A 14,210-nucleotide genomic window follows, 5' to 3' on the forward strand; every position below is an offset into this window, starting at 1 on the left:
CAGCGCCTTGAGCGGCATCCGCGACAAGCTGGGGGTCAACCAGACCATCGGGGCCAGCAACGTGTCCTTCGGCCTGCCCGACCGCCGCTCCATCAACGCCGCCTTCCTGGCCATGGCGGTGATGGCCGGGCTCACCTGCCCCATCACCGACCCCACGGTGTGGGAGGTTAAGCGGACCCTGCTCCTTACCGACCTGATGACCGGCAAGGACGAGTTCGCCATGAACTTCATCACCGCTTATCGCGAGCAATTCCCCGAGGACGACTAGGTCCTGGGGTCAAATTTAATTGACGAGGAGCTGACCGTGGCAGACCTGAACGCTATCAAAGAGGCAGTGGGCAAGGGCAAACGCAAGGAGATCGCCGGGCTGGTGCAGACCGCCCTGGACGACGGCGCCAATCCCCAGGAGATCATTAACGACTACATGATCGAGGCCATGAAAGAAGTGGGCGCCCGCTTCGAGGCCAAGAAGATCTTCGTGCCCGAGATGATGATCGCCGCCCGCACCATGCAGACCGGCCTGGACGTGATCAAGCCCCTGCTGGACGCCCAGGGCGCCCAGAAGGAGACCGTGGGCACCGTGGTCATCGGCACCGTGTTCGGCGATTTGCACGACATCGGCAAGAACCTGGTGGTTCTTATGCTGGAAAGCTCGGGCTTCGCGGTGCACAATATCGGTGAGAACGTGCCGCCCGAGAGCTTCGTGGAAAAGGCCCGTGAGCTGGGCGCCGACGTGGTGGGGCTCTCCAGCCTGCTCACCACCGGCGACCCGCACGTCAAGGCCACGGTCCAGGCTCTCAAGGAGTCCGACCTGGGCGGCAAGGTCAAGGTGGTCTGCGGCGGCGCGGCGGTGACCGCCAAGTTCGCGGTGGACACCTGCGGGGCCGACGGTCACGCCACCGACGCGGTGGACGCGGTAAAGACGATCCAGAAGCTAATGGGACTGAGCTAGAAAACCCCTCCCTTCCCCGGTCCCAAGCAGCGCGCGGGGCGTCCACCCCACCCCTCCGGCGCCCCGCGCGCATTTTAATTCTTCGCTGGGAGCGGACATGCCTCCTGATCTTCAGCCTGAGATAATTTTCGAGCCCGCCAACCAGAGCGCCCCGGCCCGGCCGGAGCAGAACCTGCTGCAAGCGGCCCAGGCCGCCGGCGTGGGACTGGAAGCGCCCTGCGGCGGCAAGGGGCTCTGCGGCAAGTGCCGGGTGCGCCCCGAGGGCGAGGCCACCCCGCCCACCCCGGGGGAAAAGGCCCTGTTAGGCCCGCGCCTGGCCGAGGGCCTGCGCCTGGCCTGCCAGTGCGCCCTGCCCGGCGGGGGCACGGTGTTCGTGCCGCCGGAGAGCCGCCGGGGCGAGGCGGTGATCCTCACCAGCGGCCGCGCCGAGGGCCTGGAGGTGGAGCCCGCCATCACCAGCCACGAGCTGAGCCTGAGCGCCCCCAGCCTGGAAGCGCCCGAGGCGGCCCGCGAGCGCCTCTTCGCGGCCCTGGCCCAGGCCTGCGGCCATGGGCCCGAGGGCGGCTTCGAGCTGCCCATGGGCCTGATGCGCGCCCTGCCCGGCCTGCTGGCCGAGAGCCACGGCCGCCTTAGCGCGTACTTGCGCCACGGCCGCGAGGTGGTGGCGCTGCGCCCGGCCGGGGCCCCGCCCGCCCTGGGCCTGGCCGTGGACCTGGGCACCACCACCATGGTGGCCTATCTCTGCGACCTGAGCGACGGCCAGCTATTGTCGGTGAGCGCGGCCCTGAACCCGCAAGGCCACTGGGGCGCGGACGTGATCAGCCGCATCTCCGCCTGCCAGGGCGACCCCCAGGCCCTGGAAGAGATGAGCGCGGCGGCGGTGAAGAGCCTAAATCAGCTGGCCCGCGACGCCTGCGCCCAGGCCGGGGCCGATGTGGGGCGCATCCTGGAATGCGTCATGGTGGGAAACTCGGCCATGCACCACATCTTCCTGCGCCTGGACCCCGCCGGTCTGGCCCAGGCGCCCTACGCCCCTCTGGCCCGGCGGCCGGTGGAGCTCAAGGCGCGGGAGCTGGGCCTGAAACTGGCCCCCGAGGCCTGGTTGCACTGGCTGCCGCTCAAGGCCGGTTTCGTGGGCGCGGACATCGTGGCCGCCGCCCTGGCCGTGGGCGCGGACCGGCTGGAGGAGCCCACCCTCATCCTGGACCTGGGCACCAACGGCGAGATGGTCCTGGCCGCCCACGGCCAGATGCTGGCCTGCTCCACGGCAGCGGGCCCGGCCCTGGAGGGCGGGCATATCGGCCAGGGCATGCGCGGCGCTCCCGGCGCGGTGGAGCGCGCCCGCCTGGCGGACACCGGCGGCCTGCCCCTGGAGCTGGCGGTGATCGAAGGCGCGGCGCCTATCGGCTTCTGCGGCTCGGGCCTGGTGTCTGTGCTCAGCTGCCTGCTGGAGGCCGGGGCCTTGGGAGAGTCGGGCCGCTTCGACCAGGAGCGCACCGGGGAGCACCTGCGCAAGGGCGAACGGGGCCCGGAGTACCTGGCCGCCAAGGCCGAGAGCACCGGCCACGGCCAAGCCCTGGTGCTCAGCGCGGCGGACGTGGCCGAGCTGCAACTGGCCAAGGCGGCCATCCGGGCCGGGGCCGAGGTGCTCATGAAGCAGATGGGCGTGGCCAAGCTGGAGCGGGTGTTGTTGGCCGGGGCTTTCGGCAACTATCTGGACCCGGCCGAGGCGCGCCGCCTGGGCATGTTCCCCGAGGTGCCGGCGGCGGCCATCGAGGGCGTGGGCAACGCCGCCGGAGTGGGCGCGGTGATGGCCCTGCTCAGCACCCGCCAGCGCCGCCGGGCCCTGGAGCTATCCGAGGCCATGGGCTACGTGGAGCTGTCGGGCCACCCCTTGTTCAACGACCTGTTCGTGGACAACATTCCCTTCCCCCCGGCCTGAGCGGCACTCCCCCAAAACAACAAACCGGAGCGGCCAGGCGGCCGCCCCGGTTTTATTGCAGGTGGGCGCTGGACGCGGCTACTTGAATTCCTTGTGGCAGGCTTTTTTCTGGGCGTCCAAGAGGTCGTAGGCCTCCTTGATCGCCGCCGGGTCGCCGCTCTCGCCGGCCACCCGGAGGGCCTGGGCCGCGGCCTCGAACTGGGGATACATGGCCGCGCCTTTGTCCTCGTCCTGGAAGCTGATCATGTGCAGGCAGTTGTCGCAGAACAGCGCGACCTCGGCCGGGCTGACCTGGCCGCCCTCGGCCAGGGCCTTACCGATCTCCTTGAAGCGCTTGCCCATGAGCTTCTTGAGCTTCTTGTAGGAAGAAGGCTGCTCGCCGGGCTCCAGCACCTCGTCGGCCTGGTTTTCCTCGGGCGCGGGCTCGCTCACCGACAGCTCGCCGCCTTCCGGGGCCTCGGCGGCCTCGTCCTGGTGGAGAACCTCCTGGGTGGAGACCTTGAACTGCACCTTCACCGAGGTCTTGCCCTTTTTGGTCTTGAGCTCTTCCTTGACCTTGATCAGGCCCTCGAACTCCATCTCCTCGTTGCTCACCTGGATGGAGCCGTCCTCCAGCTGGTCGGCCAGACGGCGCAGATACTCCACCGCTTCCTCGCGGCTAAAGGCGTGCTTGGCCTTTTTCTTGTTGGGATCGTTCGGCATGTCTCATACCCTCACTTGGTTTTGGCGCTTGCGGCCTTTTTGCGGGTGCTTTTCTTGGCAGCGGCCCTCTTGGGCGAGGCGGCTCGTTTGGTTTTGGGCGCGGCGGTCTTTGGGGCCGCGGCGGGCTTGGCGGCCTTGGGAGCCGCAGGCTCCCGGGCCGGCGCGGCGGGCGCGGGAGACGGCTCCGGGGCCGGGGGCTCGCTGCTGATGACCATGGCGGGCACGGCCCCCTCGCCGCGTTGCAGGTCTTTCCAGCTCAGCTCCAGGGACAGGCGGTTCTTGCCCTTTTTTTGCGAGGCGCTGAGGCTCAGCTCCAGGGGCGCGCCGGAATCCAAGGTCAGGCTCACGTGCTCCCCGCCCACTTGCAGGCACACCGAGCCGGCCTTGAGCTTCCGCACCAAGTCCTCCAAATGGCCCAGGGCCTGGGAGGCGCCGAGGCCCGCCTTGTAGGAGATTTCATTCTTGCCCATGCGCTTGTCCTTGCTTGGAGATTGACACCGCTATTGCTTCGGCCTGCCTCCCGCGCCCCTAGCCGGTATCGGGCGCGGCGCGGGGCCGCCGGTTATGGCGCGGTCACACCAAAGAGGCCAACACTCCGGCCAGGGCCTCGGGGTCCAGGCGCTCCGGGTCTTGCGGGTTCACCAAGGGGGCGTCCACCAGCCGCACGCCCAGGGCCTCGACCGCCTCGGCATCCACCCCGCCGGGGTACACGCCTTGGTCCCGGTCCACCAGCACGTAATGCAACAGCTCGCCCGCCGGGATGTCTTGCCCCTGGCGCAGGTAACGCAGCAGCTCGGCGGTCTGGAAGGCCACGCTGGGCTCAACCACCTCGGGGTCGCGCCCGGTGCTGGGCACATAGACCTTGGGGCAGGCGTTGGCCGAGATGGCCTCGCGCACCCCGGCGGGCAGCAGGTTGGCCACCAGGCTGGAGTAGAAGCTGCCCATGGGGTAGCAGATCAGCTCGGCCTGCTCGATGAGGCCGCGCACCTTGTCCCGGATCAGGGGAGCCTCCACCGGGCTGCCGTCGCTGCCGCTCAAGTAAAGCTCGCGGATGGGCGAGGCCAGCGGAGGCACCTCGCGGCCGGTGAGCAGATGCTGGCCCACCACCAGGGAGCCGTCGGCCAGGCGAGCGGCCAGTTGCAGATCCTGGCTGACCACCGGGCGCACCGTGCCCCGCACCAGGGCCAGCTTGGAGAACATGTAGATCACCGGGTCAAGATGACGGCCCTGATTGAGGTAGCCGCCCACCAGCACCAGATTGCCCAGGCTGGCCCCGCGCAGGTCGAAGTCTTCGGGCAGGGCCTCGGCCGCGAAACCCAGGTGGCTGCGCACGATCTTGCGCATGGGGTCGGGGATGTCGGCCACCAGGGGGTCGGAGCCCTCCACCAGGGCGGTCAGCTTGCGGCGCAGCTCCTCCGGCGAGGCGCCCTTGTCCAGGCGGGTGGCGAACAGCCGCCCCACCTCGGGGTTGCCCCACACCGTGCGGTCGGCCAAGGCCATCATGCGGTTGCGAAGATCGCCCACCGCCGGCATGTTGAAGGCCTTGCGCAGGGTGGCCGAGGAACCGCCCGAGTCAAAGGGCGTGATCAGATGGGTGCTGTTATGGGTGTAGCGCACCAGCACCCGGCACAGGGGGCCCAGCGCGCTGCCTCCGCTGAAGAACAGGATGTTGGGCCCCAGCTCCGGGGCGCGCTCCAAACGGGCCAGCTTGCGAGGGTCGGGCAGGGGCACCCGGCGGGTGACGTGGATGGCCTTGTCGCGGGTCACGCCGTCTCACCCAGGGCGTCGTAGAGCCGCGAGGCCGCGCCCAGGAAGTCCACCCCGCCGCCGAGCTCGTAGACTCTCACTCCGCTCAGGGCCTCCAGATAGGCCCGGTCCGAGTGGTCTGGCTCGTTGCCATTGCTCAGGAAGAACAGGCCCCAGTCTTTTTTAAAAGCGGCCAGCAGGTCGGGCCGCGCGGCCAGGTCGACCAGGCGCATATCCAGGGGCCCGCCCTCGCGTTGCCAGTTGAGCAGGGCTAGGGCGTCCAGGGGGCCGCTGAGCTTGAAGCGGTCCGGGCCGAAGCACTCGGCCACATTCACGTCGTACTTGTGCTCCAAATCCCAGATCTCGCTGCCGGTCAGCTCGGCGAACTGCTCCCGCTCGCTCACCGGGATCACACCGGTCAGGTCGGGGTTGTTCAGGGCGGTGCCCGGATTGATGCGGGGCAGCTTGGGCACTCCGGTCATCCGCGCCCTGCCCTCCCGGCGGCGCACCAGCAGGCGATCGTTGGAGATGAAGGTGGCGCCTAGGCTCATCAGGTGCAGGGCCAGGGTGGACTTGCCCATGCCCGAGAAACCGGCCAGCCCCAGGCCGCCGCCCCCCGGGCGGCACACCCCGGCGGCGTGGGCCAACAGGGCGCCCTGGTCCAGCTCCAGCTGGATCATGCGGCTGTTGATGAAGTTGACCACCTGGTTGCTGTTGGCCAGGCAGGGCCCCACCGCCAGATGCACCTCCTTGCCAAAGGCGAAGATCATGCCGGTGAGGCGTTTCCTGACCACCCGGCCGTCGGCCAGATCGGCCCATTCTTCCTTGATCTTCTTCTTGCCCGGGTCGGGCTGCTTTTGCTGCAAGGCCAGGCCGGTGTCTAGGGGCGCGGTCTCCAGGGCGGTGATGCACAAGGCTCCCTGCGCCACCGGGGCCACGAAGGGGCCGAAATAGTCCTTGAGCTCCTCGATCAGGGCGAGGCTGTTGCTTGCCACCCGCATCTCCCAGCCGGCCAGGGACAGGCCCAGGTCATGCTCCGGGGGAAGCTCGTCGCTCAGGCGGGTGGCCATCTCGGCCACGCTGCGAAAGAGGCTCATGCGCCCAGCTCCTTGCCGATGTGATCGGCGTAGGCCGCAGCCGCGTCGATGCCGCAGCCCTCCAAGAGGCCCCGGAAGCCGCCGAAGGCCGATACCTCAAAGACCACCGGGCCATCGGCGGTTTCGGCCACGTCCACGCTGGTGAAATCCAGGCCGAAGATTGCCTGGGCCTTGCTCGCCATCTCGATCACCGCCGGTTCGGGCTGGTAGGCGGCGTAGCGGCCTCCGGCGCGGTGGGTGGTGTTCCAGGAGTCGCGGCTGCCCACCCGGGCGTAGGTGGCCAGATACTCGCCGCCCAGGAAGACCAGGCCCAGGTCCTGGCCCGGCAGCTCCAGGCGCTTCTGGGCGTAGATGATCTGGTTGCCCGAGGCCTTGAAGTTGGCCAGGTCCTCGCGCACCCCGTTGGCCGGGTCGATGAGCGCCATGCCCCGCGCCTTGGAGGTGTAGAGCGGCTTGAGCACGCTGGGGCCGAAGCCCTCGATGGCCCGGGCCGCCTGCTCCACGTCCTCGGTGACCACGGTGGGCGGCAGGGGGATGCCCGCCGCGGCCAGGCTGACCGTGCAGGTGAGGCGGTTGAGCACCGCGATGATCTTGGAGGGCCGGGAGAAGATGCGCACCCCCTGGGCCTCGATGAAGCGCAGCAGCTCCAGGCGGTCCAGAAGCTCCGGGCTGTAGGCCGGGCCCACCTTTTTGACCGCCAGGCCGTCCAGGGCGGTGAGCTCCACGTCCTGGCACCAGGCCTTGCCGGTGCTCAGGTCGCAGGAGACCTGGCCCAAATCCACCAGCAGGCGAAAGCCGGTGCGCTCGGCCAGGGCGTCGGCCAGACGTTCGCTGGACCAGCCTCCGGGCAACCCCACCACCGCGATTTTCAACTGTGCCGTCACTGCCGTCATCCTCATGGCTTGAGGTTAGCTTAGTAGATCAGGGCCTTTTCCGGGTAGCGGAACTCGGCCCAGGGTTGCCCTTGGTGCTGCAAGAGCTTTTCCATCAAGTATACCGAGCGCAGGAACATGTCCCGCGCGAAACGGCGGTTCATCTCGAAGCGGGTGGAGCTGAACAGGCTGCGGGCCAGGCCCAGGGTCAGGCGGGCCTGGAAGGTCTCGTCGCCGGTGAGCTGGGCGAACTTGCGGGCGAAGCGCAAGAAGGCTTCGATGGCGGCCTCCACCCGGGCGCGCATTTCGCGCTGGAAAACCGGCAGCCGGAAATTGGAGACCAAAAACACCGACACGTCTTGCGCGTAGTCGGTCTCCCGGGAGCGGTGCAGGTCGATGAAGTGAATGCGCTCCTGGTCGCCGCTGTAGATGATGTTGTTCAAATTCAAATCGCCGTGAATGAGCACCGAAAAGGGCGCGATCAGGCCTTCGGTGGCCTCTTCCAACATGCCCAGCCGGCTGCCGAAGGAGTGCAGGGGCAAATCCCCGATGCCCAGCTGCCCGGTGTCTAGCTCCGGGTGCATGCGAAACACCGCGTCCTGGCGGCGTCTCAGTTGGCCCACGAAGTCGGCGGACACCGGCTCCGGCTTGCGGGTCACGCTCCAGGCGTGACCCAGGGTCTCCTCCAAAAGGAACAGAGCGTTGCCCAGGTCTTCCTCCTGGGCGTTGAGCACCATGTCCTGCAAGGTGCAGCCGGTGAGGTACTCCATGAGCACCGAGGCGTTGCCCTCGCCGTCGGGCTGGAACTCCCATATCTTGGGGGGCAGGCCGGGGATGATCTTGTCCCAGCGCTCGGTGTTCTCCTTCTCGCTGGATAGCTTGGCCAGGTTGCCGTGCTTGAACAGCACCGGCCGGGCCGCTTCCTCGCTGGGCTTGCGGGTCACGCCGATGCGGCAGCCAGAGCGGGTGCCCCAGATGGACTCGAACTCCACCTGGGAGATGGGCGGCTTTTCCCCGCTGGCCCCCAGGCCGTCGGTGAGGGCGCGGTACTGATGAATCTTCATCTTCTCGCCCATCACCGAGAACAGGATGGCCTCGCCGATGTTCAACAGGCTGTCGCCCATGCGCTCCAGGTAGTTGGAGATGAACAGGGCGGTGACCAGGTCGCCGGGCTCGCCGCCGTCGCGCAGCTCGCTCAGCACCCTGGCGAAGCGCTCCTGGTGCAAGTTGTCCAGGTTGAACTCGCACTGGCAGATGCGGAAGGCCAGGCTGGCGTCGTGGCGCTCCACCGCGCGCACGATGTGGCTCAGGCCCGAGAGCACCTCCTGGAACATCTCCTCGAAACCGAAGCCCCCCACAAAGGACGCCACCGAGAGGTGGTTCATCTGGCGGGGGATGTTCACCGCGAAGTCGGCCATGCGCTCCAGGTTGCTGGTGATGGTGTTCATGGAGCGAAGTAGGGCCACCTGCTGCTTGCTCATGCCCTGGGGGGTCATGAGCAGGGTGAAGGTCTTTTCCTCGATAAGGCTCTTGAGGGTGTCGATGTAGTCGTCGCCCGAGGCGATCTTGTCCATGCCCCGGTGGGAGGGGGCTTGCAGGAACTTCAGGGTCTGCTCCACCTGGGAGGTGACCGCGCTGACCATGAAGCGGAAGTTTTCCCTGAGCTCGTCCAGTGTGCTCATCAGGCCGGATTTCCGCGGCCGCCTCGGCGGCTACTTGCTTTGATAGGTTTCAATGAGCAGAGGCTGCCCGCCCTCTTCGGTGGCGGGCTCCTCCTCGTTCCAGCGGAATTTGAGGGTCAGCTTGATGCCCTCGCCCTTGCGCTTGGCCTCCACCTCCAGGTTCACCAGGCCCTGGGGCTTGAGCACCAGGCGCTTGCCGTTGGTGGAAAAGACCAGGGCCCCGCTTTGGAAGCCGTCTTTCAGCGCGGCGAGGTAGCGGACGATGGACTGCGGGTCCTGCATGGACTGGTGCTTGAATCGCCCCATCTGCTCGGACATGACGAATGCCTTCTCCCGTGCGCCGCCCGGCGGCTATGCCAGGCGCTCGCGGTATTGTTCGATTACTTGCTCGCGGCTGGCCCCGGCCAGGCTGAGGCTCTTGCTGATGGCCAGCTCGTCCCAGGCGGGTTGCAGGCCCACCTCGCGTTCCAGCTTGGCGCGCTCCACCCGCGCCGGTTCCTTGATCTTCACCGACAGGTGGGTGTCGTCGCCCATGAAGATGAGCAGCTCGCGGCCATTCAAACAGCCTTCGCGGTTCTTGCGGGTCAGGGCGCCGATGAGAAACTCGGTGTACTCGCGGGACTGGGGGTTCCACACCTCGTAGCCGTCCACGTCGTAGTCGGCCAACAGGATGGGCCAGAACTGCTCGGGATGGGGGATGACCACCCCGCCGCCCAGGGAGCGGGTTTCCTCGATCACCTCCGAGGCCCGGTAGAAGTAGTCCAGGGAGAACTTGCTCTTCACGATCTTCTTGACCGCGCTGAGCAGCAGCAACGCCCGGCGCGGGTTGATGGCCGGGTGCTGGAGACTCATGGCCTCGACATACTCGCTAAGGAGCTTGTTCTTGATCATGGCCGGCGGGGTGCGGTCCTCGTAAAGCTCCATGAGCTTGCCCAGGCGTGCGGTGCAAAAGCGCACGAAGGCCACCACCTCGGGCCCGGCCCCGGTCTCCACCACCGCCTCTTCCAGGTCTCCCTCGTAGGCAGGGTCGACGATGGTGTCCATGAACTGGAACAGCTGGCTGGAGCGGTATTTGAAGGTGTGGGCCAGCATGGAGGAAAGCACCCCGGCGTCCTTCAGCTTGGCGGCGCTCAAATGCAGCAGAAGCTGCACCTTGCGCTGGAAGCCCGAGGAGTAGCAGTCGATCTCCGCCCCGGCGAACCCGCCCCAGGTGAGCAGCTGGTTGTGCTGGGTGGGGATGATCAGGCTGGTCTCAGCATTGGGGAACATGGCCTCCACCCGCCCGGCGATGAGCTCCATGGGTATCCACTCGGGATGCCAGTGGATGGCCAGGAGCTCCTTCTGGCGGGGATACACCGCGCTGGGCGTGAGCACCATTTCGCGCTGCTCGGGGCTCAGCTCGATGTCCACGATGGACAGGTAGGTCCGCTCGTCCTCTTCGCTGATATCCCGGGTGGCTTTGTCCAGGTCCCAAGCTGTCAAATCGGGCGGAGCCGGGGCGCAGGAGGTCAGGATGGGCTTGTTGTCGGACATAGGTCGTTACTCACCTTCGCGCCCCGCGGGGCTTCCGCCTCCGGGATGCCTGGTTCGGCCAGGGCCTAAGCCCCCGGCCGCAAACTGACAATTAATCTATCCCCAGTATGAGGGCCGAATTGTTACGAAAGGGTGAAGGTTTGGTGAACTTGGCCCGGCAAGGGACCAAAGGCCCAGGCTGCCTGGGCTTGGGAGGGTCCAGGGCGCACGGGGCGCATGGGGACGGGGCAAAACAACGGGGCGGCTTGGCTGGGCCGCCCCGTTGCGGGGAGGGGGCGGGGTCCGGCGGGGTGGCCGAACGCGCCCTTATCAGGAGGCTGGTTTTATTCGCCCACGGCGCCGGGCTCTCTCATAACCGGGGCGTTCTCGTGGGCCGCGCTGAAGGGCTTGCCCTCCAAGAAGCGCCCCAGGAGCAACAACCCCATGAAGCGCTCCGGGTCCTCGGCCAACAGGGCGGGCATCTCGGCCAGGCTGCCGCGCAGCACCCGCTGGCGCTCCAGGTCTCCGGCCCAATAGACCACCGCGCAGGGCAGGTCCGGAGCCAGGTAGTCCGAAAGCACCTCGAACAAGTGGGGCGCGTCGGCCAGGGCCATATAGAAAATGGCGCTGTGCTCCTGCCCGGCCAGGAGTTTCAGCAGCTCCCGGGCCGCCTGGTCAGGCTCGGCCAGGCTCATGTCCGGGGCCAGGCCGTGGCCGGTGAGCACAAAGGGCGCGGCCTGGATGAGAAAGCGGGCGTCGTGGGCGGGCAGGATGCTGGCCTTGAGCGCGGCCAGGGCCGCGGCGTCGGCCCCCAGGCCGGGGATGACGATCACCTCCTGGGGTTTGCACTTCTCGGCGTAGGAGTGGCCCGGCCCGAAGAGGCAGGGATTGCCGAATTCCAAGAGGCCCACATCCAGGCCCCGGTCCAGCATTTCCTGCACCTGTTCAACATGGGCCGTGAACTTGGCCTGGCGGTTGGCCCGGAACAGGGGCAGATCCTCCGGGCTCAGGGTGGCGAAGTGCTTGCCCTCGTAATCCCAGAAGCCTTCCCAGGGGTCGAAAGCGATTGTGGTGTCGCCGATGTAGTCCGCGAACAGACGGGCCTGGCGGGCCGGAGCCAGTATCACGTCCATGCGCTCCATGACCTCCAGGGCCTGCAAGGTGGCAGTGGCCGGTCCGCCGGGACCGCAGCCGATCAGATAGAAAAAGCCGTGATGAAAATTGGGCGTGGCGTTTCCGGCCTGGCCGGGCATGAGGCTGCTCCCTCCCCGCCGGGGCGGGGCGCAAAGATGATCGATCCGGGGGCGAAGCCGCGCGAAAGGGGCCTAGCCCTTGCCCTCGTAGCAGGGGATGCACAGGGTGCGCCCCTCCAGGCGGCGGGTGCGCGACTCCATCACCGCCTCGCCGCACTCCTCGCACTTGAGGCTGGCCAGCAGGCGGGCCTGATGGGGCATGGGCACCATGGGCTCCTTGACCTCGAACAGCTCGCCCAGCGGCGCGTCCATGATGTCGCTGCTGCGCTCCTCTCGCAGGGCCATGAGGCGCTTCTTGTCCTCCGGGCTGATTACGCCCTGGGCCAGTTGCTGGTTGAGCTTGGTGAACTCCGACTCCGGGCCGCCCAGGCGGCCGGCGTCGAAGACCAGGCGCACCCCGGAACCGTCGCTGCGGCGGTAGAAGGTGAAGGCCAGCTTGCCGTTGTCGATGAACTTGAGGTTGCCCTTGCCGAAGGTGCAGCCGGTGAGCGCCTGGATGGCGTCCACCGCGCACATGTCGGTCTCCACCAGGGCCACGATCTCCTCGTCCTCGGCGCGGCCCATCTCGTTGACCACGTACTCGCCGGCCCTAAGGCCGATGGCCAGGCCCGGGCACCAGTGGCCGTGGAAGTCGATGGCGCGTTCTACCTGCGCGGGGGTCAGTTGGCATTCAGCCATGGGATCATCTCCGATGGTTGGTATTGGATTGCATGTTTATGAGGCCGTTTGGGGGGCGGGCCGACGAGCCTTGACCAGGTAGCCCAACTCGTCGTCCAAGAGGGTCTCCACCACCAGGCCGGCCGCGCTCATCATGGCGCGCATCTCGTCGTCCGGGGGCAGCATGTCCCGCTCCACCACGGTGCCCGCCTTGCGGTGGGTGTCGTTGATAAAGGCCTTGGGCATGAAGTGCACCACCAGGAGCACCCCGCCCGGCTTGAGCAGCCAGGCCAGGCGCTCCAGGGCGGCGGGTTGGTCGTCGAAGTGGGGGAAGACCTGGTGGCAGATCACGCGGTGGTAGCTCTGAGGCTCGGCGGGCAGCTCCTCCACCGCGGCCCGCTCCACCCGCACCCAGGACATGCCCGCAACCCGCCGGCGGCAGACATCCACCATGCCCTGGCTGATGTCCAGAGCCAGCAGGCGGCCGCCCGGCCCCACCACCGAGGCCAGCTCGGCGGTGAGGCGTCCGGTGCCGCAGCCCGGCTCCAGCACCGCCTGGCCCGGACCCAGTTCCCCGGACGCCAGCAAACGGGCCAGCTTGGGGCGCTCAGTCTCGCCGTATTCGATGGCGGCCCAGTCGGCCTCCACCTGGGCGTCGAAGAACTCGGCCTTATCCTGGTTCATGACTACTTCTTTTCCATGAAGGACGGTTTGGCCCCCAAGGGACCGTAACGCTTGGCCATGGCCGCGTACACCGGCTTGCCGTTCAGGAAGGCATAGAGCTCGTCTGCCTTGGAGGCCAGGTCCACGTCCGCGAAGGCCTTCGGCTTGAGCACCTTGCCGATGGCGTAGGCATCGGCAAAGGCGGTGCCCAGGTTGGTGGTGTACCAGTTGAAGGGGAAGAGCACGTACACCTGGCCGTCCTGGAAGGCGCGCAGGGTCTGGTAATAGCCGGGCTTCTTGGCGTAATCCGCCGCCACCAGGGTGAGGCCGCCGCCGTCCACGAAGATCACCGGCGGGTTGAGCTTCAAGAGCCTTTCCTTGTCCACCATCAGGTGGCCGCCCTTGGCCAACCCTGCGGCCAGGTTCTTGGCCCCCAACCAGCGGAAGGGCAGATAGTTGGGGTCCGTGCTCTCCAGGCCGTGCACCCCCTTGAAGCCAATGCCGCCCACGTAGGCCGCCGGGGCGGGCCCGCCCTGGGCGCCGCGTTGGGCCAGGTCCTTTTGCAGGGCCAGCAGATAGTCCACCACCGCTTGGGCCCGCTGCTGTTTATTTAGCACCTCGCCGGCCAGCTTCATGGAGTCCAGCACCACCTTGCTGAAAGAGGCGAAGGGGCCGTAGGAGAGCACCACCACCGGAATGTTCAGCAGGCCTTGCAGACGATCGGCCTTGGCCCTTTCCAGGTAGGTGATGAACACCACCTGGGGCTTGGCCCCCAGCACCCCCTCCAGGTCGGGCAGGTTGTTGATGGCCGCGACCCCGCCCGGGGTGATGGTGGGCAGCTTGGCCAGCTGCGGTTGGGCGTAGAAATAGGGCCGCCCGCCGGGGAAGCGCTTCTCGAAGCCCTCGATGCCCACCACCTTGTCCGTGGCTTGCAGATACACGATCAGGCGCAGACAGCCCGGCCCCAGGCACACGATGCGCTCCACCGAGGCGGGCACCGTCACCTTGCGGCCGGTCATGTCGGTTATGGTCTTGCCCTTGGCCAGGGCGGGCGCGGCGATGAGCAGCAGGCAGGCGGCCAGGGCGGCGGCCAGCAGGCGGTAGGATTTCAAGCGAGTCATCTTGTTTGCTC

Annotated in this window: 15 protein-coding genes; 3 read left to right on the top strand and 12 right to left on the bottom strand. The window is 67.6% G+C overall.

The window, feature by feature from the left end; genetic code table 11:
* From KQH53_00005 to KQH53_00015, 3 genes are all read left to right on the top strand, one after another.
* A partial coding sequence (locus tag KQH53_00005) for a hypothetical protein (protein ID MCB2225028.1) occupies nt 1-268 on the top strand: 268 nt, incomplete at its 5' end.
* Between the two features lie 36 nt (nt 269-304).
* A complete protein-coding gene (locus tag KQH53_00010) occupies nt 305-952 on the top strand; it encodes a corrinoid protein (GenBank protein MCB2225029.1) in 648 nt (215 codons plus the stop codon).
* 97 nt (nt 953-1,049) lie between these two features.
* A complete protein-coding gene (locus KQH53_00015; protein MCB2225030.1) occupies nt 1,050-2,894 on the top strand; it encodes a DUF4445 domain-containing protein in 1,845 nt (614 codons plus the stop codon).
* Nucleotides 2,895-2,972: 78 nt separating this feature from the next.
* Here KQH53_00015 and KQH53_00020 read toward each other — a convergent pair whose 3' ends face one another.
* From KQH53_00020 to KQH53_00075, 12 genes are all read right to left on the bottom strand, one after another.
* Nucleotides 2,973-3,596, bottom strand: coding sequence for a GAK system XXXCH domain-containing protein (locus KQH53_00020; protein MCB2225031.1), 624 nt, complete (start codon nt 3,594-3,596; stop codon nt 2,973-2,975).
* 11 nt (nt 3,597-3,607) lie between these two features.
* Nucleotides 3,608-4,066 carry an amphi-Trp domain-containing protein gene (locus tag KQH53_00025; protein MCB2225032.1) on the bottom strand — a complete coding sequence of 153 codons (459 nt, stop codon included), beginning with the start codon at nt 4,064-4,066 and terminating at the stop codon, nt 3,608-3,610.
* Nucleotides 4,067-4,169: 103 nt separating this feature from the next.
* Entirely contained in the window at nt 4,170-5,363 is a 1,194-nt protein-coding gene (locus tag KQH53_00030; GenBank protein MCB2225033.1) for a GAK system CofD-like protein, read from the bottom strand.
* Complete coding sequence (locus KQH53_00035) at nt 5,360-6,439, bottom strand: HprK-related kinase B (protein MCB2225034.1); 1,080 nt, start codon at nt 6,437-6,439, stop codon at nt 5,360-5,362. The genes KQH53_00030 and KQH53_00035 overlap by 4 nt, the downstream gene beginning before the upstream one ends.
* Nucleotides 6,436-7,332, bottom strand: coding sequence for a GAK system ATP-grasp enzyme (locus KQH53_00040; protein MCB2225035.1), 897 nt, complete (start codon nt 7,330-7,332; stop codon nt 6,436-6,438). Before KQH53_00040 ends, KQH53_00035 begins: the two co-directional genes overlap by 4 nt.
* A gap of 20 nt (nt 7,333-7,352) precedes the next feature.
* Nucleotides 7,353-8,993, bottom strand: a complete 1,641-nt coding sequence (locus KQH53_00045) for a phosphotransferase (GenBank protein ID MCB2225036.1) — start codon at nt 8,991-8,993, stop codon at nt 7,353-7,355.
* Between the two features lie 30 nt (nt 8,994-9,023).
* On the bottom strand, nt 9,024-9,311 hold the full coding sequence (locus tag KQH53_00050) for an amphi-Trp domain-containing protein (protein MCB2225037.1): 288 nt from the start codon (nt 9,309-9,311) through the stop codon (nt 9,024-9,026).
* Nucleotides 9,312-9,344: 33 nt separating this feature from the next.
* Entirely contained in the window at nt 9,345-10,526 is a 1,182-nt protein-coding gene (locus KQH53_00055; protein ID MCB2225038.1) for a hypothetical protein, read from the bottom strand.
* A 323-nt stretch (nt 10,527-10,849) separates the two neighbouring features.
* Nucleotides 10,850-11,758, bottom strand: a complete 909-nt coding sequence (locus tag KQH53_00060; GenBank protein ID MCB2225039.1) for a hypothetical protein — start codon at nt 11,756-11,758, stop codon at nt 10,850-10,852.
* A 72-nt stretch (nt 11,759-11,830) separates the two neighbouring features.
* On the bottom strand, nt 11,831-12,436 hold the full coding sequence (locus KQH53_00065; GenBank protein MCB2225040.1) for a TraR/DksA C4-type zinc finger protein: 606 nt from the start codon (nt 12,434-12,436) through the stop codon (nt 11,831-11,833).
* 36 nt (nt 12,437-12,472) lie between these two features.
* Nucleotides 12,473-13,099, bottom strand: a complete 627-nt coding sequence (locus KQH53_00070) for a methyltransferase domain-containing protein (protein MCB2225041.1) — start codon at nt 13,097-13,099, stop codon at nt 12,473-12,475.
* Between the two features lie 2 nt (nt 13,100-13,101).
* Entirely contained in the window at nt 13,102-14,199 is a 1,098-nt protein-coding gene (locus tag KQH53_00075; protein ID MCB2225042.1) for an iron ABC transporter substrate-binding protein, read from the bottom strand.
* Nucleotides 14,200-14,210 lie beyond the last annotated feature (11 nt).

This window comes from Desulfarculaceae bacterium (assembly GCA_020444545.1).
GTDB lineage: Bacteria > Desulfobacterota > Desulfarculia > Desulfarculales > Desulfarculaceae > Desulfoferula.

Bases quoted from the DNA above. Each gene is read 5' to 3' on its own strand.
- KQH53_00015 (MCB2225030.1), top strand. From the start codon at position 1,050: ATGCCTCCTGATCTTCAGCCTGAGATAATTTTCGAGCCCGCCAACCAG.
- KQH53_00020 (MCB2225031.1), bottom strand. From the start codon at position 3,596: ATGCCGAACGATCCCAACAAGAAAAAGGCCAAGCACGCCTTTAGCCGC.
- KQH53_00025 (MCB2225032.1), bottom strand. From the start codon at position 4,066: ATGGGCAAGAATGAAATCTCCTACAAGGCGGGCCTCGGCGCCTCCCAG.
- KQH53_00035 (MCB2225034.1), bottom strand. From the start codon at position 6,439: ATGAGCCTCTTTCGCAGCGTGGCCGAGATGGCCACCCGCCTGAGCGAC.
- KQH53_00040 (MCB2225035.1), bottom strand. From the start codon at position 7,332: ATGACGGCAGTGACGGCACAGTTGAAAATCGCGGTGGTGGGGTTGCCC.
- KQH53_00045 (MCB2225036.1), bottom strand. From the start codon at position 8,993: ATGAGCACACTGGACGAGCTCAGGGAAAACTTCCGCTTCATGGTCAGC.
- KQH53_00050 (MCB2225037.1), bottom strand. From the start codon at position 9,311: ATGTCCGAGCAGATGGGGCGATTCAAGCACCAGTCCATGCAGGACCCG.
- KQH53_00055 (MCB2225038.1), bottom strand. From the start codon at position 10,526: ATGTCCGACAACAAGCCCATCCTGACCTCCTGCGCCCCGGCTCCGCCC.
- KQH53_00060 (MCB2225039.1), bottom strand. From the start codon at position 11,758: ATGCCCGGCCAGGCCGGAAACGCCACGCCCAATTTTCATCACGGCTTT.
- KQH53_00065 (MCB2225040.1), bottom strand. From the start codon at position 12,436: ATGGCTGAATGCCAACTGACCCCCGCGCAGGTAGAACGCGCCATCGAC.
- KQH53_00070 (MCB2225041.1), bottom strand. From the start codon at position 13,099: ATGAACCAGGATAAGGCCGAGTTCTTCGACGCCCAGGTGGAGGCCGAC.
- KQH53_00075 (MCB2225042.1), bottom strand. From the start codon at position 14,199: ATGACTCGCTTGAAATCCTACCGCCTGCTGGCCGCCGCCCTGGCCGCC.